Origin of the sequence: Vibrio sp. 1F263 (assembly GCF_041439035.1) — a bacterium.
Taxonomy (GTDB): domain Bacteria; phylum Pseudomonadota; class Gammaproteobacteria; order Enterobacterales; family Vibrionaceae; genus Vibrio; species Vibrio tasmaniensis_A.
Genome location: NZ_JBGONI010000024.1, coordinates 31,787 through 53,228 on the forward strand (window position 1 = coordinate 31,787; position 21,442 = coordinate 53,228).

16 protein-coding genes are annotated in these 21,442 nt (G+C 44.3%); 13 read left to right on the plus strand and 3 right to left on the minus strand.

The window, feature by feature from the left end; translation table 11 throughout:
* Nucleotides 1-298 precede the first annotated feature (298 nt).
* The 11 genes from ACED25_RS15310 (at nt 299) to ACED25_RS15360 (ending at nt 16,300) form a co-directional block, all read left to right on the plus strand.
* Nucleotides 299-3,472 (plus strand): HD domain-containing phosphohydrolase, encoded by a 3,174-nt coding sequence (locus ACED25_RS15310; RefSeq protein ID WP_371695596.1) that lies wholly within the window; start codon nt 299-301, stop codon nt 3,470-3,472.
* Nucleotides 3,473-3,863: 391 nt separating this feature from the next.
* Nucleotides 3,864-4,583, plus strand: a complete 720-nt coding sequence (locus ACED25_RS15315; protein WP_017071741.1) for a GntR family transcriptional regulator — start codon at nt 3,864-3,866, stop codon at nt 4,581-4,583.
* 96 nt (nt 4,584-4,679) lie between these two features.
* Nucleotides 4,680-5,576, plus strand: coding sequence for a methylisocitrate lyase (gene prpB / locus ACED25_RS15320; RefSeq protein WP_017100223.1), 897 nt, complete (start codon nt 4,680-4,682; stop codon nt 5,574-5,576).
* Nucleotides 5,577-5,722: 146 nt separating this feature from the next.
* Nucleotides 5,723-6,937 carry a 2-methylcitrate synthase gene (prpC, locus tag ACED25_RS15325; protein WP_017100224.1) on the plus strand — a complete coding sequence of 405 codons (1,215 nt, stop codon included), beginning with the start codon at nt 5,723-5,725 and terminating at the stop codon, nt 6,935-6,937.
* A gap of 101 nt (nt 6,938-7,038) precedes the next feature.
* Nucleotides 7,039-9,675 (plus strand): Fe/S-dependent 2-methylisocitrate dehydratase AcnD, encoded by a 2,637-nt coding sequence (gene acnD / locus ACED25_RS15330; RefSeq protein ID WP_017100225.1) that lies wholly within the window; start codon nt 7,039-7,041, stop codon nt 9,673-9,675.
* Nucleotides 9,676-9,684: 9 nt separating this feature from the next.
* Complete coding sequence (gene prpF, locus ACED25_RS15335; protein WP_017100226.1) at nt 9,685-10,857, plus strand: 2-methylaconitate cis-trans isomerase PrpF; 1,173 nt, start codon at nt 9,685-9,687, stop codon at nt 10,855-10,857.
* Nucleotides 10,858-10,975: 118 nt separating this feature from the next.
* Nucleotides 10,976-12,880: a propionyl-CoA synthetase gene (locus tag ACED25_RS15340; RefSeq protein ID WP_017100227.1), complete on the plus strand. Its 1,905-nt coding sequence runs from the start codon at nt 10,976-10,978 to the stop codon at nt 12,878-12,880.
* Nucleotides 12,881-13,027: 147 nt separating this feature from the next.
* Nucleotides 13,028-13,474, plus strand: a complete 447-nt coding sequence (locus ACED25_RS15345) for a hypothetical protein (RefSeq protein WP_017100228.1) — start codon at nt 13,028-13,030, stop codon at nt 13,472-13,474.
* 238 nt (nt 13,475-13,712) lie between these two features.
* Nucleotides 13,713-14,114, plus strand: a complete 402-nt coding sequence (locus ACED25_RS15350) for a glycine zipper domain-containing protein (protein WP_004733606.1) — start codon at nt 13,713-13,715, stop codon at nt 14,112-14,114.
* Between the two features lie 221 nt (nt 14,115-14,335).
* Nucleotides 14,336-14,815, plus strand: a complete 480-nt coding sequence (locus ACED25_RS15355) for a GNAT family N-acetyltransferase (protein WP_017100229.1) — start codon at nt 14,336-14,338, stop codon at nt 14,813-14,815.
* Between the two features lie 72 nt (nt 14,816-14,887).
* A complete protein-coding gene (locus ACED25_RS15360; protein WP_017100230.1) occupies nt 14,888-16,300 on the plus strand; it encodes an NUDIX domain-containing protein in 1,413 nt (470 codons plus the stop codon).
* 101 nt (nt 16,301-16,401) lie between these two features.
* Here ACED25_RS15360 and ACED25_RS15365 read toward each other — a convergent pair whose 3' ends face one another.
* Complete coding sequence (locus tag ACED25_RS15365; protein ID WP_029225401.1) at nt 16,402-17,211, minus strand: Cof-type HAD-IIB family hydrolase; 810 nt, start codon at nt 17,209-17,211, stop codon at nt 16,402-16,404.
* Between the two features lie 203 nt (nt 17,212-17,414).
* Between ACED25_RS15365 and queE the strand changes: the two genes are divergently transcribed.
* Nucleotides 17,415-18,065: a 7-carboxy-7-deazaguanine synthase QueE gene (gene queE, locus ACED25_RS15370; RefSeq protein WP_371695597.1), complete on the plus strand. Its 651-nt coding sequence runs from the start codon at nt 17,415-17,417 to the stop codon at nt 18,063-18,065.
* A 60-nt stretch (nt 18,066-18,125) separates the two neighbouring features.
* Entirely contained in the window at nt 18,126-18,821 is a 696-nt protein-coding gene (gene queC, locus ACED25_RS15375; RefSeq protein ID WP_017100233.1) for a 7-cyano-7-deazaguanine synthase QueC, read from the plus strand.
* A gap of 2 nt (nt 18,822-18,823) precedes the next feature.
* On the opposite strand, the gene ACED25_RS15380 is transcribed toward queC, so the two are convergent.
* Together ACED25_RS15380 and ACED25_RS15385 are read right to left on the minus strand one after the other, a co-directional pair.
* A complete protein-coding gene (locus ACED25_RS15380) occupies nt 18,824-20,812 on the minus strand; it encodes a tetratricopeptide repeat-containing diguanylate cyclase (protein WP_017100234.1) in 1,989 nt (662 codons plus the stop codon).
* 161 nt (nt 20,813-20,973) lie between these two features.
* Nucleotides 20,974-21,324, minus strand: a complete 351-nt coding sequence (locus ACED25_RS15385) for a DUF2750 domain-containing protein (protein WP_017062305.1) — start codon at nt 21,322-21,324, stop codon at nt 20,974-20,976.
* Nucleotides 21,325-21,442: the final 118 nt, after the last annotated feature.

The window sequence follows — 21,442 nt, forward strand, 5'->3', positions numbered from 1 at the left end:
AGAACATTGGGTGAATAAAGTGCATAAAGTTCACGGGGACGTGGCTCTAGGATTCTTCAAGAAATAATTATTCTCATTTTTTCTTAAGGTTGTGTGAACAATTTGTTTTGACTATTAGCCGTTTTATACTGTTGGGTATCATTAAAGTAGGTACTTTATTGTGACACAGAGAGAGGGATAGGGAGACGCTCTTGTATATATAGAATAATGTGTTGCTAGGTGGGGTATGCTACTGTAATAATATAAATATTGCTGGCACGTTACATTTCTGAGCTAATGGTTATTCAAGGATCGAATAATGGCATTAAAAAAAATTTCGTTACGATTTACTGTTGGAGGAATGTTTTTACTCGCGACATTTCTTACTGCTGTTGTTGCGGTTTCACTGCAATATTACTTCAGTAAAAAAATGGCGACGGAGAGTACTCTGTCAAAATTGACGATGGTGTCTCATGACCTGAGTGATTATATAGGCGCTATTGATTCTGACGCAGCCAACACTGCGCGTTTACTTGCTTCAGTGAAACGGTCAATCAGTAACAAAATATCGAAAGAAGAGTCGCGTAGTATTCTTTCTGAAGCCATTAAAGATAACCCTCTCTTTTATAGTATTTACATTGGCTCATCCGATGAAAATTTCTTCCAAATTATTAATCTAGAATCTGCCCCTGTCGTTAGAGAAAAAATAGGTGCACAACAAACGGATCGTTGGGTTGTGGTTGAGATTAAAAATATAGGGCAGGAGCGAGTCCGGACAACGAAATACTTTGACCAAGAGTTTACGCTCAGAAGCTCAACTACGGAGCAGAGCAACTACTTTCCAACGACCAGGCCTTGGTATGTTTCTGCCAATGTTCAGTCGGTCGAAAAAACTCAGCCATATCTTTTTCAGCATTTACAAATTACCGGACAAACTTATTCTTTAGCGTTTGATTCGAAAATAGAATCTGAAATTCAACATGTGATTGGTATTGATATTGTGTTGTCTTCTTTGGCTAACAAATTATCAGGTACGGCGCTTGGATTAGCAGAAGATAGTAAGGTTGAGTCTTTCTTATATTCGAAATCGGGAAATATCATTGCGTCCAACCTCAAGGTTAATAATCAGGAATCGGAGTTTGATGTATCAATATTGATACTATCATCTGAGCAAAAAACCTTGGTTAACGATACCCCTCCGCTGCTAGTTTCTAATCAAAATGATTGGGGGCCGATGGACTTTTCTGTGGCGGGAAAACCAAACGGTTATGCGATAGACCTTCTCAAAATGATCGGTGAGATGACTGGGATCAGGTTTGAATTTGTGAATGGCTTTTCTTGGGGAGAGCTTGTCAATAAGTTTCAAGAAGGAAGCATCGATGGGCTGCAATCGGTGCAAAATTATAAAGATAATGGCATAAATGGCCTATACACAACTCCAATCTATGAATTGCCGTTTGCTATCGTGACAAAGGTTGGTGCGAAGGTTGTTACTAATTATGCCGAACTTGAGGGTAAAAAAGTTGCCATTTTATCTGGGTGGTCAATTATTCCTAAAATGAGGGAAGACTTTCCGAATATTGATTTAGTTGAGTTTGAAAACCTGGAGTCTGCATTTAATTCAATTGAAAGCGGAGAGAACTTTGCATTCTTAGACGCTGAACCCGTACTCTCGTTTGCATTAGATAGGTTTTTCCAACCAGGCCTTGTTGTCAATGGGACTCTAGAAGATCTAAAACAGAACTACACAAATCAATTCCATTTGGTGTTGCAGAGCAAGCATAAGCAATTGCTTCCGATTATTGATAAAGCTATCAGTAAATTAAGTGGTGAACAACTTGATGCCTTAGCGAAAAAGTGGCTCCATGATACCGGCTTTAATACGAATACGACGGTTCCTTATACTGAACTTTATGATTTGACTAAGGAAGCAACGGTTGAAGGCAGTATGATAAGGGTAGAGTTGAATGGCGAGATCAAGCATCTCTATTTAAAGAAAATAGACACAGGCGAACACTACTCTGAGTATTTTGCGGTATTGATTCCCGAAACTGAAATCTTTAGTACAGTCAATAAACGTCTAGTAACCTCTGTTGGCGTAACGATGTTACTGATGAGTTTGACCTTACCTATTGCTTGGGTTTTTGGTGCACCGATAGTGCGTCCTATTCGTCAATTAGAGGAGGAGACTCATAAGATCAAGATGCGTGATTATGACAGTGTCGAACTTGTTGACACTCGAATTAAAGAAGTATGGGAGCTATCTGTGGCGGTAAAAGACATGGCGATGGAACTCAAGCAACATGAGCTAACCCAAGAAGCCTTTGTTGAGTCGTTCATTAAACTTATCGCCCAGGCTATCGATGATAAATCCGCTTATACGGCTGGGCACTGTAACCGCGTACCAGAACTGGGCTTGATGTTGGCTGATGCGGCTGAAAAATCCCAGTCAGAGCATTTCAAAGACTTTAGATTTGAGAACGACGATGAACGTCGTGAATTTAGAATTGCTGCTTGGCTTCATGATTGTGGCAAGATCACGACACCTGAACACATCGTCGATAAAGGTACGAAGCTAGAAGCTAACTACAACCGAATTCACGAGTTGAGAACTCGATTTGAAGTGCTTTGGCGTGATGCAGAAATTACAGCTTTGACAAAACAACTCGAAGGATCTCTACCGGCTGAGCTGGTAGCTGATGAACTTGCGTCAACCAAACAGCAACTACAAGAGGACTTTGCTTTTATCGCGGCATCAAACGTTGGTGGTGAATTCATGAGTGAAGATAAAGTCGCACGTATTCGATCTATCGCTGAGACGACTTGGACGCGTAACTTTGATGATCAACTTGGTTTATCACCGATAGAGGCGTTGAACCGAGAACCGAGTGCAAGTTTACCTGCAACAGAGCCACTGTTAAGTGATAAAGCAGAGCATATAGTGAAAAGAGATAGGCCGTTAGAGTTTGACCCGAAACATCAAATTAAAATGGATGTGCCTGAGCACTTATACAATCTGGGCGAAGTCTATAACCTGAGTATTGCGCGTGGTACCTTAACTGCTGAAGATAGGTTTAAGATAAATGAGCACATGCTTGGTACCATCAAGATGCTTGAAAACCTGCCATTCCCGAAAGAGCTAAGCCGTGTGCCTCGTTATGCGTCGACTCACCATGAAACCCTTAAAGGCACAGGCTATCCAAGGAAGCTGACAGGTGATGACCTTTCAATCCCAGAACGTATTCTGGTGATCTCAGATATTTTTGAGGCGTTAACTGCTGCGGATAGGCCTTATAAGAAGGCGAAACCAATCAGTGTTGCTGTCGACATCATGTATAAAATGGCGTTGGACGAGCATCTAGATATCGAGCTGTTTAGATTGTTCTTAACCAGCGGTACTCACCTGCGTTATGCAGAAGAGTATCTCAAACCAGAACAGATTGATTTTGTCGATATCAGCAAATACCTCGAAGTCACTCGTCAGATAGCTTGATTAAAGGTTGGCTTGTTAGAACGGGTTCGATGAATGAAAGGCGCACATGAGTGCGCCTTTTTTATATCTGTTTATCGGTGAGCTGGTGGATAGGCACAAACGGGGCTGCTTTTGACCAGTTCGGCTATAAGTTGTCGACACATCGATTTTAAATGACTTTAGAGTAGGTATCGGGCTGGTTGTTGTTGTCCTGTTTAAATTAATAAATAACAAGTATTTAAGTTGTTTTCAGTGTCCTTTTGGATGAGTTTTTATCGTATATAAAAAATACTACCTTAGTCTAAATTGTCGACAATCTGCTTGATTGTCGACAATTTGATCGTGTATTTTATGTTCATGTTATGAAATTGTTGACAGTTAGGGTCGGCAATCAGAAGTGAGCAGCGTGAATATGAATACTGCGATAAAAGACCTCACCTTAAGTGCAAACACGAAAACACGTGTGAGCGACAAAGAAAACACCAAGTCGGAAAATCTGACTGAGTACCTCGTTGAGGCGATTGTTAACGGTGAATTAGCTCCGGGCAGTAAGATCTCGGAACCTGAATTGGCTAAACGCTTTGAGGTAAGCCGAGGTCCATTACGTGAAGCGATAATGCGTGTTGAAGGACTTGGCCTGATAGAACGTATTCCACATGTCGGCGCTCGAGTTATTACTTTTTCGGCAGACAAACTGCTAGAGCTTTACGCGGTGCGAGAGGCATTGGAAGGCATGGCGGCTCGCCTAGCAGCGCGACATATCACACAAGAAGAGCTTATCGGGCTTGAAGGATTATTGTCGACACACTCAAAGCACATCGATGAAGTCGAAGGTTCTTCTTACTTTCATCAACATGGGGATTTTGATTTCCATTACCGCATTATCAAAGCGAGTCGTAACAGCAAACTCATTTCGCTGCTGTGTGATGAGCTTTATCACCTATTACGCATGTACCGCTATCAATCGCCTAGGGCTCAGTCTCGACCAAAAGAGGCGCTCGATGAACACAAATACATCCTACAAGCGATTCGCAACCGTGATGAAGAGCTAGCAGAAATGCTAATGCGAAGACACATCTCGGGTAGCCGATTGCTTATAGAGCAACAAATTCAATCCAAAGATCTTGATTAACTGGCGACTGGTATTTGCTAGCGGTTCTTCGCTGGCGAGAGCTAAACATCATTAGTCATAAAGATTAGAAATTAACAATTAACAAGGAGCGTCATTATGAAGTTATCAGCAGGAGCCAAGTTCCGACAAGCTGTGCAAGACAACGATCCATTGCAGATCGTCGGCACTGTGAATCCGTATTGCGCGATGATGGCAAAGAACTTGGGTCATCAGGCCATTTATTTGTCTGGTGGAGGCATCGCCAATGCGTCTTATGGCTTGCCTGATTTAGGTATTACGACATTGAACGATGTATTGGTCGATGTTGAACGTATTACCAATGCGTGTGATTTGCCTTTGCTGGTGGATATCGACACAGGTTTTGGCGGCGCGTTCAATATTGCGCGCACGATTCGCGCGATGGAGAAGGCGGGCGCAGCTGCGATTCACATGGAAGACCAAGTGGCTCAGAAACGCTGTGGTCATCGACCAAATAAAGCAATTGTTAGTCAGCAAGAGATGGTCGATAGAGTGAAAGCGGCAACCGATGCCAGAACCGACGAAAGCTTTGTGATTATGGCTCGTACCGATGCATTGGCGGTTGAAGGTATTGATAGCGCGATTGAACGAGCAATTGCGTGTGTTGAAGCGGGCGCAGACATGATTTTCCCTGAGGCGATGAATCAACTAGATCAATACGTGAAGTTCTCGGCGGCGCTGAAATCTGCAACGGGTAAGCACGTGCCTATTCTTGCGAACATCACTGAGTTTGGCCAAACGCCACTCTACAACTGTAATGAGTTGGCCCAATCAAGTGTCGATATGGTGCTTTACCCATTGAGTGCGTTCCGTGCGATGAACAAAGCTGCGGAGAATGTTTACAAACACTTGTTAGTTGAAGGTAATCAAGAAGCTCTATTGGATTCAATGCAAACCCGTAAAGAGCTATACGAACACCTGAATTACCACGACTACGAGAACAAGCTTGATCAGTTGTTTTCAAGCGAAGAGTAAACCGGTTTCAATTAATCAAAAATCAACTTAATCCAATAACGTGAAATGGTTAGTCGCCATATCCAGTACCGATGATAAAGATCACCGGACACATAAACAGGCAGCACCAAAGAGTGCAGGCGACTAACACAGAAAAGGAGTTCACCATGTCTGTATCTTTGAGTGATAAAGCAGCTGTCGAAAAGGTTTCAACAGAAAACCAACAACAAAGCGCAAAAACAGCAAGTGCACCAGTAAGCGCACCTGCAATCGGTGGTGCTGGTCTACGTGGCCAAAGTGCGGGAACTACGGCGCTATGTACGGTAGGCCAGTCAGGAACGGGTTTGACCTACCGTGGCTATGACATAACCGACCTTGCTAATCATGCTCAGTTCGAAGAAGTGGCACATCTGCTACTGAGAGGTCATTTACCCAGTGAAAAAGAGTTAGACGATTACAAAACATTGTTGATTGGTTTACGCGGCTTGCCTCAACCTTTGAAAGCGGCCTTAGAACTGATCCCTGCAGACGCTCATCCAATGGATGTGATGAGAACGGGTTGTTCAATGTTAGGTAATCTAGAGCAAGAGTCCGATTTCTCCGAGCAACTGCCTGCGACTGAACGAATGCTCGCGCTTTTCCCTGCCATTATTTGTTATTGGTACCGCTTTAGTCATGATGGCGTGCGAATTGATACTGAAGATCAAAGCGAAGCATGTCTGGGTGGCTACTTCTTGAAAATGCTAACGGATAAAACACCTAGTGAACTTCATAAGAAGGTGATGCACTGCTCGCTAACCCTTTACGCGGAACATGAGTTTAATGCTTCAACCTTTGCCGCTCGTGTGTGTGCATCCACACTGTCGGATATCCACTCTTGTGTCACCGCAGCGATTGGCACACTACGAGGCCCTTTACATGGCGGTGCAAATGAAGCGGCGATGGAAATGATCCAAGATTGGCAAACCGCTGATGAAGCAGAAACGAACATCATGCAGATGCTTGCTAACAAAGACAAAATCATGGGCTTCGGTCATGCCATTTATCGTGAGAGCGATCCACGAAATGCTCTAATCAAGCGTTGGTCAAAAGAGCTAGCTCAAGAGGTGGGAGATCAACAGCTTTACGCCGTTTCAGAACGTGTTGAAGCGGTAATGAAGCGCGAGAAAGGCTTGTTCTGTAATGCTGACTTCTTCCATGCATCGGCTTATCACTTCATGGACATCCCAACCAAATTGTTTACTCCTATCTTCGTGATGAGCCGCCTTACGGGTTGGACGGCACACGTATTCGAGCAAAGAGAAAACAATCGAATTATTCGTCCAAGTGCAGACTACACCGGGCCAGAGCATCAAGACTGGCTACCAATCCATTTACGTTAGTTCTCTATATCGAGCCGACTTATATCTCGAGGTGACTTTTCTCTTCATGTGATAAGGCCTCGAGAACCAACGAATAGAATTTAACAGATAATGGTGGATGTATGTCTGATGTAAAACTTGAACAAGCTCAGTACCCTGATAAAAATCAGTACCGGAAACTTTTACCCGGAACCCATTTAGAGTATTTCGATGCTTGCGAAGCGGTAGAAGCACTATCTCCAGGCAGTTATAAAACCTTGCCTTATACGTCGAGAGTATTGGCAGAGCAATTAGTAAGACGCTGTGATCCTGAAACTCTTGAAGACAGCTTAAAACAGATCATTGAACGTAAGAGCGACTTAGATTTTCCTTGGTATCCTGCGCGCGTGGTGTGTCATGACATTCTTGGCCAAACAGCCCTAGTAGATTTGGCTGGTTTACGAGATGCAATTGCCGACCAAGGCGGAGACCCTGCCAAGGTAAACCCAGTGGTCGAAACCCAATTGATTGTTGATCACTCGTTAGCCGTGGAACATGCAGGCTTTGATAACCAAGCGTTTGATAAAAACCGCGCGATTGAAGAGCGCAGAAACGAAGACCGTTTTCATTTTATTGAATGGTGTAAAACGGCGTTTAAAAACGTGAGTGTGATCCCAGCGGGTAACGGGATCATGCACCAGATTAACTTGGAGAAAATGTCTCCAGTTATTCAATCTAAAGAAGGCATCGCGTTTCCTGATACCTGTGTTGGTACCGATAGCCATACACCGCACGTTGATGCTTTGGGCGTTATTGCGATTGGTGTGGGGGGCTTGGAAGCTGAGACAGTGATGCTCGGTCGTCCGTCGATGATGCGATTGCCTGATATTGTCGGCGTTAAACTGACGGGTCAACGACAAGAAGGGATAACTGCAACGGATATTGTGCTTGCGATTACTGAGTTCCTTCGCAATGAGAGAGTGGTCTCAAGCTATTTGGAATTCTTCGGTGAAGGGGCTCGTGCACTGACCATTGGTGACCGCGCAACTATCTCCAACATGACGCCAGAGTATGGTACAACAGCTGGTATGTTTTACATCGATGAGCAGACCATTCAATACCTGAAGCTCACCGGTCGAGAGCCTGAGCAGGTTGAATTAGTTGAACGCTACGCTAAGCAAACCGGGCTATGGGCTGACGATCTAGACTCTGCTCAATACGAACGTGTATTAGAGTTTGATTTATCGAAGGTAGAGCGCAATCTTGCAGGGCCATCCAACCCCCATCGTCGTTTGCCAACCAGAGAGCTGGCTGAACAAGGCATCAGTCAAGCATCTTGGAAAGAGCAGCATGCTAAGCAGTACAGCGATGATCAGATGCCCGATGGTGCCGTAATCATTGCGGCAATTACTTCTTGTACCAACACCAGCAACCCAAGAAACGTAGTCGCCGCAGCATTGGTGGCTAAGAAAGCTAATCAGCTTGGATTAGTTCGTAAGCCGTGGGTGAAAACGTCATTTGCGCCGGGCTCTAAAGTTGCCAAGCTCTATCTTGAGTCGGCAGGTTTGCTACCTGAGCTGGAACAATTAGGCTTCGGTATCGTCGGTTATGCGTGTACTACCTGTAACGGAATGAGTGGGGCGTTGGATCCTAAAATCCAACAAGAGATCATCGACCGCGACCTGTACTCAACTGCTGTGTTGTCAGGGAATCGAAACTTTGATGGTCGAATCCATCCCTATGCCAAACAAGCGTTTTTAGCCTCACCGCCGTTGGTGGTTGCTTACGCGTTGGCTGGCACGATTCGCTTTGATATCGAGAAAGACAGCTTAGGCACCGACAACAATGGTAAGCCAATCTACTTAAGTGATTTATGGCCGAGTGATGCCGAGATCGATGCTGTTGTCGGTGAGCACGTTAAGCCTCAGCAATTCCAACAAATCTACGTGAAAATGTTCCAGCCAGACGAGGAACAGGTGACGACTGAGCCGCTTTATGACTGGCGACCTCAAAGCACCTATATACGCAGACCACCTTATTGGGAAGGGGCTCTTGCGGGAGAACGAAGCCTATCTGGTATGAGACCTTTAGCGATTCTAGGTGACAACATCACCACAGATCACTTATCCCCTTCAAATGCGATTCTCGCTTCGAGCGCTGCGGGGGAATACCTCACCAAAATGGAAGTGCCGGAAGAGGATTTTAACTCTTACGCGACCCATAGAGGTGATCACTTAACCGCACAACGAGCAACGTTCGCTAACCCTAAGCTGTTTAACGAAATGGTGAAGGACGCTGGAGAAGTCGTGCAAGGTTCATTAGCAAGAGTTGAACCTGAAGGTCAAGTTACGCGAATGTGGGAAGCGATTGAAACCTACATGAATCGTAAACAACCCTTGATCGTCGTGGCGGGTGCCGATTATGGACAAGGTTCATCACGTGACTGGGCTGCCAAAGGTGTGCGCTTAGCGGGTGTTGAAGTGATTGTTGCCGAAGGCTTTGAACGAATCCACAGAACCAACTTAGTTGGAATGGGTGTGTTGCCTTTGCAGTTTAAAGCGGGAACCAATCGCAACACCTTAGAACTGGACGGTACTGAGCTTTACGACGTGTACGGCAACATTGAAGCAGGTTCTGATTTGGCTTTAGTGATCACTCGTAAAAACGGTGAAAAGCTGGATGTTCCTGTGACTTGCCGACTAGACACGGCAGACGAAGTGAATGTGTACAGCGCTGGTGGCGTATTGCAACGTTTCGCTAAAGACTTTCTCGCCCAGTAGGAGCTTGTGATGAACACTAAACAGATAAAAGTGCCTGCGACCTATATGCGAGGCGGGACGAGCAAAGGCGTTTTCTTCAACCTAAGTGACTTACCTGAAGCTGCGCAAGTTGCCGGAGAAGCTCGAGACGCATTACTTCTGCGCGTGATTGGCAGTCCAGATCCTTATGGTAAACAAACCGATGGCATGGGTGGCGCAACATCCAGTACCAGTAAAACTGTTATTGTTTCGAAAAGCAGTAAAGCCGATCACGATGTTGATTACCTATTCGGCCAAGTAGCAATAGACAAGCCGTTCGTTGATTGGAGCGGTAACTGCGGCAATTTGTCTGCTGCAGTGGGCCCATTTGCAATTCATAGTTGCTTAGTCGATTCGAATCGTATTCCAGAAAACGGTGTGGTGGAGGTGCGAGTATGGCAAGTGAACATAGAGAAAACCATTATTGTTCATGTACCTATCACCAATGGGAAAGTCCAAGAGTTAGGTGACTTTGAGCTCGATGGTGTCACTTTCCCCGCCGCTGAGATCCAAGTCGATTTTCTAGATCCAGCCGATGCGAGTGGCTCTATGTTCCCAACAGGGAATGTTGTCGATTTTTTAGATGTTCCAGATCTGGGGTGTATTAAAGCGACATACATCAATGCCGGAATACCCACCATTTTTGTCGATGCTGGATCGGTTGGTTACCAAGGCACAGAGCTTCAATCCGATATCAATAGCGATGCCAAAGCCTTGGCTCTGTTTGAGTCCATCCGAGCACATGGTGCAGTAGCTATGGGTCTTATTGATTCTTTAGAACAAGCTGAATCACGCCAACACACACCTAAAGTCGCGTTTGTTGCTAAGCCTCAAGCGTACCAAGCCTCCAGTGGTAAATCGGTTGCTGCCGAAGATACTGACCTTCTGGTGCGTGCTTTGTCTATGGGACAACTGCATCACGCCATGATGGGGACAGCTGCGGTCGCCATTGCTTCAGCGGCGAGTGTGCCAGGTACGTTAGTGAACTTGGCAGCCGGTGAGGGTTCCCGAGATTTTGTGACCTTTGGTCATCCATCAGGAACCTTAAAAGTGGGTGCTAAAGCTATTCAGACGGAAAGCGGTTGGAAAATAGAACGGGCGATTATGAGTCGTAGTGCCCGAGTGATCATGGAAGGTGCCATCCGTGTGCCTTTTCCTAAGTAAAGCGATTGTCGTGAACGGTCAAATGTTCACGAACACAACGCTGAGAAAAGAGTGCACCCAAGTGACACAGCCAAAAGCAAGGCGCTTGGACTAATGGATAAATCATGGAGGAGGCATTATGTCTGCTACGAATCGAATGAATAGAAAAACAGATTACATCACCGAGTATCAATGGGCGAGGGAAGACCCCAATTCGTTCTGGGAAACGCAAGCACAAGCGATAGATTGGTTTGAACCACCAAAAACGATATTACAAACTGATGAGAATGGTATTGAGCGTTGGTTTCCTGATGGGGTGATGAACACCTGCTGGCTCGCGCTGGATTATCATTGTGAAAATGGACGAGGTGACAATACCGCGCTGATTTACGATTCTCCAGTTACAGGAAATCAATCCTCATACACTTACAATCAATTGCGTGACCAAGTGGCAAAAGTCGCAGGTATGTTAGCCACGCAAGGCGTAACCAAAGGCGATCGTGTGGTGATCTACATGCCAATGATTCCTGAAGCGGCGATGGCAATGTTGGCCTGTGCACGACTAGGCGCGGTGCATTCGGTGGTGTTTGGTGGTTTTGCTCCTCATGAGCTTGCCGTTCGAATTGAAGATGCCGAGCCCAAGGTGTTGATTACTGCCTCCTGTGGTGTCGAGATAAATAAAGTCCTGCCATATAAGCCGATGGCCGATCGCGCGATCATGGACAGTCGTTGGAAGCCTGAGAAAGTGGTGGTATTCCAAAGAGAGCAGTCTCTAGCCGAATTGAACAACGAACGTGATGTACTTTGGCAGCAAGCTGTTGAGGATGCTTTGCCTCACGTATGTGTGCCTGTTCTAGCGACTGACCCACTATATATCTTGTATACATCAGGGACGACGGGTAAGCCAAAAGGCGTGGTGCGCGATAATGGTGGTCATGCGGTTGCCATGAAATACTCGATGAGCACTATTTACGATATGCCGCAAGATGGTGTGTTTTGGGCAGCTTCTGATGTCGGTTGGGTCGTGGGGCATTCCTACATTGTGTATGCGCCATTGATTCATGGCTGTACGACCATTTTGTTTGAAGGCAAGCCAGTACGAACGCCAGATCCCGGCGCATTCTGGCGTGTGTGTGAAGAGTACAACGTCGATGTATTGTTTTCTGCGCCAACAGCGTTTAGGGCAATCAAGAAAGAAGATCCTGAAGGCGAGTTGCTCACCAAGTATGACTTATCATCGCTCAAGTCGATTTTCATGGCTGGCGAGCGCTTGGACCCGCCAACATTGGATTGGGTCGAATCTCATACCAATAAACCGGTTATCGACCACTGGTGGCAAACCGAAACGGGTTGGGCTATTTCTGCCAATCCAACAGGGCTTGAATCTTTGCCTGTAAAAGCGGGTTCTTCAACTAAGCCAGTACCCGGTTACCAAGTGGAGATCCTCAATGAGTTGGGTGAAATCGCACAAACGAATCAACAAGGGTTTGTGGCACTTAAACGACCATTGCCGCCTGGTTGTTTACCCACGGTATGGCGCAATCATGATCGGTTTGATTCCGGCTATTTGAGTCAGTTCCCAGGCTATTATGTTTCTGGGGACGGTGGCTATCTTGATGAAGATGGGTATCTATTTATCATGGGCCGTATCGACGATGTGATAAACGTAGCGGGACACCGTCTGTCGACGGGAGAAATGGAAGAGATTGTGGGTGGTCACCCAGCCATTGCAGAATGCGCGGTAGTCGGTATTCACGATGACTTAAAAGGACAACTTCCATTAGGTCTAGTTGTGTTAAAAGATGGCGTAAAAGTCGATGGCATTGAGTTACAAGCGGAGTTGGTTGGCAAGGTTCGCAATGAGATTGGCGCGGTAGCCTGTTTTAAGCAAGCCTTGGTTGTTGAGAGACTACCCAAGACACGTTCAGGTAAGATCTTACGCAGAACTATCCGACAGATCGCAGAAGGTGAACAATATGTGGTGCCTTCGACGATTGACGACCCTACCAGCTTAACTGAAATTGCTGAAAAGATCGGTAAATAGACGTCGCAGTTTAGGTAATCTCACCTTCGGCTTGTTGACTTATACATAAGCCAACGTGATGGTTTACCTAAACTCTACTTTATTCATCCGCTTATCCATTACGTTTACTATGACCTCATTATGAATCCCACATATTGAGGTCTTTTTATGCGAGCTTACTTTTTGTTGATTGCTTTATTGGTCAGTGGTGCTGCTAGTGCCAGTATTTCAAAGGATGAAGCGAGTAGAGCGTTGTTAGAACCTTTGAGTCATCCCAAGGTATTTAAATGTGTGTCTAAGACTGGCGTCGATCTCTATCAAGCGGTTTTTGATATTGGTGTGGGATATGAAGCCGACCCGATTAACTCGAAGATGGTCGTTAATTCAAGGAAAGGCCGCTATGAATATCAAATTTTAGGCGCAGTAAGATCTGAAAGAGCCGGTGAAATTGTAGTGCTAACTCGTCATGTGGGAGACGGTGTTAAAGTTGCCGCTATGATTGATGACGAAAATGGCAAGATACTGGGGATCGGCGATAAAAATCATTATCGAGATTGCGGTGTTAGGCCACCACCTAGTGCAGAAAATATGCAAAACTTTTGGTCCAAAGGCTAAGAGTGACATCTGAAAGAGAATAATTATAGAGAAAGAGCGATTGAGGCGACCTAATTGGTCGCCTTTTTTGTTTGTCAGGCTAAGGCGAGCTCAAAGATATATATCAATAAGCACTTATGCGATGGTTGAATGATACATAACTGAACATGATGTATCGTCTAAACGTGGCTTTATTTATCTCATTAACGGTTCTGCTTAAGATGGCTCTATTCCAAACGAAGAACTAAGCGAGACTCCTATGAAATTCACTAAACCTTTTCTTTTAGCGACACTGATTGTGACTCTTTCTGGTTGCGCATCACCAGCAATGGATAACGAAAATGAGAATGCTGCACGTAATCGTGGTGCTGTGGGTGGTGCTTTATTAGGAGCGACAGCAGGCGCTCTAACTGGAGATGCGAGCTTAGCCGCGAAGGGTGCTGCATTGGGTGGTGTGACCGGTGGTGTTGCTGGTTCAATGAAAGATACGGATGATGCAAGAAACGCACAACGAACCCAAGTCACTGCTGATGGTCTGGCGCAAGACAATCGCACTGATGCAGAAAAGCGAGTTGCTGAAGTAGAGGCTGAAATTAAGCTTATTGAACTAGAACAACAGCTTGCTGATCTCAAAGAAGAGAAAGAGGACAACGGTGCATAAAGCTGAAGCTACAGCAAAAGCCAGAGCCACGGCAAAAGCCACAGCTTCGATATTCGTTTAATTCAAAATTATTCAAACAGAATGGCCACGTAATGTGGCCGTTTTTGTATCTAAAATACACACTTCAAACAATGAATTAATTCAATAACTTGTATAGATACTCACGGCAAGTAAACTAGACTCAGTTTAAATATTAATTTGGTTTGAGAAGCGCAATAGTCATGAATGTCACCTTAAGGGCTGCAAAGCACACGGATTTGGAACAACTTAACGAGTTGATGTTCGACCTCCACCATCACCACCACCTTGCTAGCCCAGAGCACTTTAAAACGGCAGAAGAGATTGAGCAGGAAAAAAGCATTGCACGTTACTTGGATGATCCTGAATGCTTGGTTTATGTGGCATTAAAAGGTGAGCTCATTGTTGGCTTTATCTCCGGACATTTTTGTGAGCTTATCTCAACGGTGAGTAAACCGGTGCCGATGGGGAGTGTCGATGAACTGTTTGTCTTGCCTGATTATCGTAAAGAATCGATTGCTGAAAAGTTGTTTAGCAAAGTTGAAGCGACTTTTGATGATTATGGGGTTGAACAAGTCTTTGTAGAGGTTTGGGACTTTAATTCACCCGCCAAGGACTTCTATCAAAAAATGGGGTTCACTCCTCACATTCAATGGATGAGGAAGGCTTTGCACAAAACGTAGACAGCGATTTTGTGCGTGTTTGATTACACTAGAGCAGTCTTTAACTTTTTCTCTTATTTTTAGGTAAACTCGTTGGCTATTCGATATTTATTAGTTTTCATATTATCTCTTTTGAGTACTACTTCCGCTTGGGCAAGCAACACTTTGCCCGATCATATCGCGGGCGCTTTGTGTGTAGTACGTGCTGATAACCAAATCGTATTGGTTGATGAATTGATCACGGGGCAATTGTCTCTACCGGGAGGCACTGTGGTTTCTGGTGAGTCGCCATCGGTCGCGGCGCAACGAGAAACTTGGGAAGAGGCGGGCTTGTCCGTGACGGTCGGTGATGTGTTGGGATATACCGACAGTGCCGTTGTGTATGATTGTGTCTCTGACTCTGAAGTGATCAGTTACAAAGCTCGAAATGAGTTAGGTGGCTTTGAGCTACCAATCTGGTTTGCTCCTCATTATGGTGTGGAAGTTAGTAGAGCGATGTTATTGCCACCTACGGAGTTGCAAGCCAATGAATACCGTTACCCAGAGCAATGGTCTGAGATTAACGAATTCTTTCTATCCGCGACAGATCAACCTGTGACGTATGTGACTGAGCTGGTGGGCGCGGCATCGAAAGTCCATCAAGTTGAATTAAATTGGATTGTGTCGCTTCAAAACGCGTTCGATAATATGCCAAGCGTGTTTGCGAATACTGTGCTTTTAACTGACTCGTTAGCGAAGCCATGGATTTTCATCGTGATATTGCCGCTAATTGCTTGGCATTTTGGCCGTAACTTCGCGTTGAAGTTTGCCTTCACTTTGATCTCGGTGACATTGCTCACTTTAATCGCCCATCAAGGGTTTGGTTTTCCACGTCCGCATGCTTACTTGCCAACATTGAAGCTAGTGATGAGCAGTGGCTATAGCTTTCCAAGTTTATTGGCTGGCTTGTGGGTGAGTTTAACCTTGTTAGTCTTTTGGAAACTAAAGCGCCTCTTGGAGCAAAAATCGATTTTGATAGTGCTCGCGGGTCTACTGTGGATTATGCTATTTACGTCTTATTCAGGCAGTGCGTTCTTTAGTGATGTCTTAATGGGAGGCGTATTGGGCGCGTTAACGACTTGGCACATCGTGAGATTAGATGCGAAACCTGATGTTGATATTAGTGCCTTATTAAGCTCTAAAGGTGTCTGGTGGGCATTGTGCTTACTGTCGATTGTTCTCACGGTTATATGGCCACTGCCAACATTCTCTTTCTGGGTAGCAATTTTGATGACGATTGCATGCTTAGTAACGTTAACGGATTCGAAGCCTTTGGTCGGCCAGTTCTCATTCAAGATTGTATTTGGAGTGATGGCGATGTTGTTAGCGGGGAATCTGCTGATTAGCTGGGCAGGAAGTTTCGTCTCATTCAGTGGCATCGCTTCATTTATCGTTGAGACCTTACGTTTCCCAATCTTGATTCTATTTGGTGTAGTGGCGTTTCGTCTGCCATGGAAAAGAGAGTAGGCGAACCGACTAATATAAAATCAAAAAAGGCTGTGCAGTGCACAGCCTTTGTCATTTCTGCAACAAGCAAAAAGTAATTCTCATTAGAACCTGTTCAGCGTTTACGAGTTGAAGATAAACTTCTCAATCGCGACCGCTACACCATGGTCGTCGTTGCTCGCTGTGATGTGATCCGCCAGTTTCTTGGTTTCTTCCATTGCGTTTTCCATTGCAATGCCAAGGCCAGCGTATTCAAGCATATGATGATCGTTTTCAGCGTCACCCATGCAGATTACTTCTTCTGCTGTAATACCCAAGTGCTTAGCTATCGCCTCAATACCGACACCCTTGTTTGAATTTGGGTTTAGGAACTCTAAGAAGAATGGTGCACTTTGCACGATAGTAAATTGAGCCTTAAGCTCTTGTGGCAACTTGCCGATGATTTCAGTCAGCTTGCTTGGTTCTGTGACAATCATAGTTTTAATGATTTCGTGGTCGTCTTCTAGTTGAGAAAAGTCGAACTCGGTAATCTCTAAGCCATTAATACGCGCTTCAATAGCTGTGTACTCATTGTTTTCAGGCGTGATTAAGCCATGAATCTTGCTGAATGCATGAACATAACCACCAAGCTGTACGGCGAGGGCTGCGATCTCTTTCGCGGCTTTACCATTGCTGATCTCACTGTGAATGAGTTCTTTTGTAGAGACGTTTTGAACCATAGAGCCGTTGTAGAAGAGCACAAAGTCATCTTCGCCGTTGATTGAAAGCTCGTCTAACTTACTCTGCATGCCTTCTAAAGGACGACCAGAAGCCAGAACCACTTTCACACCTGCAGCGCGAGCTTTAGCTATCGCGTCTTTGTTCTCTTGAGAAATCACTTTTTCACTGTTAAGTAGTGTGCCATCCATATCAAGAGCAATCAGTTTGTACATGTTGTTCCTTACCAAAAAATTAAAAGCTAACAAAATCTAATGGGCGAAAGGATAAGGGAACTTGAAAGTTCAGGCTAGGGCTTTGATCAACTCATTTATCAGTACTCATTTGTTTGACCAAAAGGGGCAAGTGCTTTAAGGTCTGCGGTTGATTAATTTCATCAAATGATTGAGCTGAGGGTAAGTTGTACAAGATTAATGAAATGTTTGAAACCATCCAGGGCGAGGGCGTATTTACCGGCGTTCCTGCTGTTTTTGTTCGACTGCAAATTTGCCCTGTAGGCTGTTCTTGGTGTGATACCAAACAGACTTGGGAAGCGTTGCCGGAAGATGAAACGAGCCTTGGTGATATTATGGTTAAGACAGAGGATTCACCGACTTGGTCTGCAATTGATGCGCAAGGAATCGTGAATGAATATATCAAGCAAGGTTACACCGCGAAGCACATTGTGATTACTGGTGGTGAGCCGTGCATCTATGATCTTGTCCCTCTTACTGAAGCATTTGAGCAGCACGGTTGTCGCTGTCAGATTGAGACCAGCGGAACATCAGAAGTAAAAGCCACACTGGATACTTGGGTTACGGTGTCACCAAAAATCGCAATGAAAGCCAAATTGGATATCCTTGATAGCGTACTCGTTCGTGCGAATGAAATCAAACACCCTGTTGGTACAGGTAAAGACATCGAGCAACTCGATGCTCTTATTGCTAGAGCCGATGTCCCTGAAAATACAGTCATTGCGCTTCAGCCGATTAGCCAAAAAGAACGCGCAACTCAGCTTTGTATTGATACCTGCATTGAGCGCAATTGGCGCTTATCAATCCAAACTCACAAATATTTGAGCATCGCATAGGTTGTATTTGTTTACTTGCCTATATAAGTCGCTAGTAGAAGATTCTCGTAAGGATTTAAGATGAAAAAAGCAGTGGTAGTATTCAGTGGTGGTCAAGACTCAACAACGTGTCTTGTTCAAGCATTAAAAGAGTATGATGAAGTTCATGCGATTACGTTTGATTATGGTCAGCGCCATAGACTCGAGATTGAAGTGGCTGAGTCGTTGTCAAAAGATCTTGGTGTGAAAGCACACAAAGTGATGGATGTGACTCTGTTGAATGAACTGGCTATTAGCTCTCTTACTCGTGACGATATTCCTGTCTCTCATGAGCTACAAGAGAATGGGCTACCGAATTCTTTCGTTCCCGGTCGTAATATTCTGTTCTTAACTTTGGCGGGTATTTACGCTTACCAAATCGGTGCAAATACCGTAATCACGGGTGTGTGTGAAACAGATTTTTCAGGCTACCCTGATTGTCGTAATGACTTTGTGAAAGCGATGAACTCTGCGCTTGTACAAGGTATGGATAAGCAGCTTGATATTAAAACACCGTTAATGTGGCTCAACAAAGCTGAAACATGGGCGTTGGCAGATCAGTATTCAGCACTCGAACTTGTTAGAAACAAAACACTGACCTGCTACAACGGTATTATCGGCGATGGCTGCGGCGACTGTCCAGCGTGTGAACTACGCAAAATAGGCCTTAGCGATTACCTAGGTGATCGCCAAGGTATTATGGCTGAATTGATTCGCAAGCAGGGTGAGAATAAATAACCTCATGAGTCAATAGGTTCGTTATAAGCATCAATGATGCAGTTTCGGCCGTTGCTCTTTGCTTGATACAGCGCCTGGTCAAGCACTGAATACAAGTCATCAAAGTCACTTAATGCGTTTGAGGTTGCTAAATAAGCAAAGCTCGCGGTTACATTAAGTGGCTTTTTGTTTTCTGATAAGAAGACTGCACTCGAAATGGCATAATGTAACTCCTCTACACGCTCTTGTACTTCAGCTGGTTTTGTATCAGTAAGCACGATCAGAAATTCTTCGCCGCCTAAACGCCCGAACAGCTCACCTTTAATTAAATGTTGTCTTATTTGATGACTTATATGAACGAGCGCTCTATCACCAGTAGGGTGGCCATATTGGTCATTAATTTTCTTGAATTTATCTAGATCGAGTAAAACGAGAACATGTTGTTTTTCTGTTCCTTTACAGGCTTTGATACGCTTGACTCTTCGTATTATCTCGGTGCGACTATACGCCTTTGTCATGGCATCGATTGCTGCTTTCGCACGAATGGCTTTGTTTGTGAAGATCATAAAGCTAGCCGCACACAGCAATAGAATAACAATGATGTTATACACCATCCTTTGATGTTCCATCTTTTCGATTTGAAGTCGGTCTAAATTTGCTTGATGTCTCAGGAAAGAACTCTCTAGTTCTTTTTCGTACCTAGCATGAGCTAGATCTAGTGCTTCAAAAGCCAACCTGTTATCTATATCTCGGGTTTCGAACTGTATTAATGTGTATCGCTGATAGAAATAGAAAGCTTGCTTGTAATCGCTGAGAGTTTGATAAATATCAGAAAGTTGAAGTAGTGCTTGAGCTGTGTATTTGTGTCTTGTGACTTGTTCGGATAGCTCCAAAGCTTGTTGTGCATAATTGAGCGCTTCCGTTTTAAGTTTTTGGTCTTCGAACATATCGCTGATTGCCAAGAAAGCGTTGATTCGAATGACATCGTTGTTTAGCTTGCTTGAAGCCGACAGAGACTCTACTAAGTAGTCTCTCGCCAAATCATAGTTCTTCGTCTGCGTGTATGCTTTTCCTAAACCAAGAGTTGTTAGCGCAATACCGTAGCTATGAGATGATGTAGTCAACAGTGCTTTTGCTTTTTGAAAGTGATTAATTGCTAGGTCACTTTGTCCTTGATTAAGGTAAAGATCTGCAAGGCTATGATGAACTTGTGCTTTCATCAAATCAGAAGCATCCGATCTCAGAGCGAGTGCTTCTATGAGGTACTCTGCCGATTTATCATATTGCTTTAACTCTTTGAGCAAATTACCCACATCGTTATAGATCCCCGAAATATCATGTCCTTGTGGGAACACGCTTATCAGTGATAGGTAAGTATCTAGCGCGGCTTGATAGTCGCTGCGGAAATGGTGATTGTTAGCGATCACTCGATAAGTGCCAAATTTTGGTAATACAGGGTCAGCAATGTCATGCAAATCCGACTGAAGTGCAGAACAATAATAGTTCGCTTGATGATATTTAGCTTGCTCATTGAGAGAACGACATAATTGATATTTTAATAATGCTCTACCTGTAACATCGTTGATTGATTGCATTTTTACTAATATGGACAAAAAGCCTTGCTGAGCTTCTTTGTACTGACCTTGTCCATCATTTACTAGGGCATTAATAAACGCTTGTTCTATTGCTTGGTAGTCACTGTCGTTTGAAGCGATTCCATAAAACGGTTGATCGCGCTGGCTCATGTATTGATATAGCAGTGCCGATAGGTAGAGCTTATCCCCGTAGGTTGTTGAGCTAGTGTAGCGTGTTTGCAGCATGTTCAATGCGCGCGAAGGGGAATGAGTTAGAGTCGACAAATAGAGTGCGTTCCAATCAGCATTTGGAGTTGTGTGGGGAGCTAATGCCGAGGAGCTAATTGTTGGATAAGATTCATGATCCAATGTTGATGCTTGGCTAAAAGAATAAAGATTGATGAAAAGCAAAAAGGCAATGAAAATGAAGTGAATCACGAGATAATATCAATCAGATAAAGAACGATATTCTATTGTTAGTTTGATGTTGCTTCAATTTTTTTGGTAGGTTGATGGTTTTTTATGTGAGGTAAATCTCTAATTCTCAATGGCTTATTATGGGTAACCGGTCGTACGCTATGTACGACCGATCTTGAAAGCTAGATGTATAATTTCGCTAGATCAGAAGGCTCTAGTTCTTTGCCTTCTAATGTTGCATTCCAGTTAGTACCAACAAGAACACCATCTTCAGCTAGGGTCAGTAACCAATCTTCTACAAAGATATCTAGTGGGATTTCTAATACTTCGAAGTCTGCCCACTCTTCAACGTTGTGAGTCTGAGCGTCCTCTTTTGAAGACCAGAACGGCATCACTTCACTGTTTTCGAATTCACTTGAGTCACATGCTAGCCAACCTTCTTCGTTGCGAAGGCCCCATACCAGTTTAGTTTCTTGTGTTTCAGAAACGAAAAGTTCTAGATTTGCTTGAGTATCAGCGGTTAGTTTGCTCATGAATAATTTCTCTATGTTGATAACAAGACAAGATTAACATTATACAAGGGGTAGGTATATGGCGATCAAGGAATTATAAGGATACTGAAACGCTTACCAAACGTTTCAGTATGGTTTG

What these genes read in the sequence shown, in the direction of transcription:
- ACED25_RS15310 (WP_371695596.1), top strand. Translation starts at nt 299, where the DNA reads ATGGCATTAAAAAAAATTTCGTTACGATTTACTGTTGGAGGAATGTTT.
- ACED25_RS15315 (WP_017071741.1), top strand. Translation starts at nt 3,864, where the DNA reads ATGAATACTGCGATAAAAGACCTCACCTTAAGTGCAAACACGAAAACA.
- prpB (WP_017100223.1), top strand. Translation starts at nt 4,680, where the DNA reads ATGAAGTTATCAGCAGGAGCCAAGTTCCGACAAGCTGTGCAAGACAAC.
- prpC (WP_017100224.1), top strand. Translation starts at nt 5,723, where the DNA reads ATGTCTGTATCTTTGAGTGATAAAGCAGCTGTCGAAAAGGTTTCAACA.
- acnD (WP_017100225.1), top strand. Translation starts at nt 7,039, where the DNA reads ATGTCTGATGTAAAACTTGAACAAGCTCAGTACCCTGATAAAAATCAG.
- prpF (WP_017100226.1), top strand. Translation starts at nt 9,685, where the DNA reads ATGAACACTAAACAGATAAAAGTGCCTGCGACCTATATGCGAGGCGGG.
- ACED25_RS15340 (WP_017100227.1), top strand. Translation starts at nt 10,976, where the DNA reads ATGTCTGCTACGAATCGAATGAATAGAAAAACAGATTACATCACCGAG.
- ACED25_RS15345 (WP_017100228.1), top strand. Translation starts at nt 13,028, where the DNA reads ATGCGAGCTTACTTTTTGTTGATTGCTTTATTGGTCAGTGGTGCTGCT.
- ACED25_RS15350 (WP_004733606.1), top strand. Translation starts at nt 13,713, where the DNA reads ATGAAATTCACTAAACCTTTTCTTTTAGCGACACTGATTGTGACTCTT.
- ACED25_RS15355 (WP_017100229.1), top strand. Translation starts at nt 14,336, where the DNA reads ATGAATGTCACCTTAAGGGCTGCAAAGCACACGGATTTGGAACAACTT.
- ACED25_RS15365 (WP_029225401.1), bottom strand. Translation starts at nt 17,211, where the DNA reads ATGTACAAACTGATTGCTCTTGATATGGATGGCACACTACTTAACAGT.
- queE (WP_371695597.1), top strand. Translation starts at nt 17,415, where the DNA reads ATGTTTGAAACCATCCAGGGCGAGGGCGTATTTACCGGCGTTCCTGCT.
- queC (WP_017100233.1), top strand. Translation starts at nt 18,126, where the DNA reads ATGAAAAAAGCAGTGGTAGTATTCAGTGGTGGTCAAGACTCAACAACG.
- ACED25_RS15385 (WP_017062305.1), bottom strand. Translation starts at nt 21,324, where the DNA reads ATGAGCAAACTAACCGCTGATACTCAAGCAAATCTAGAACTTTTCGTT.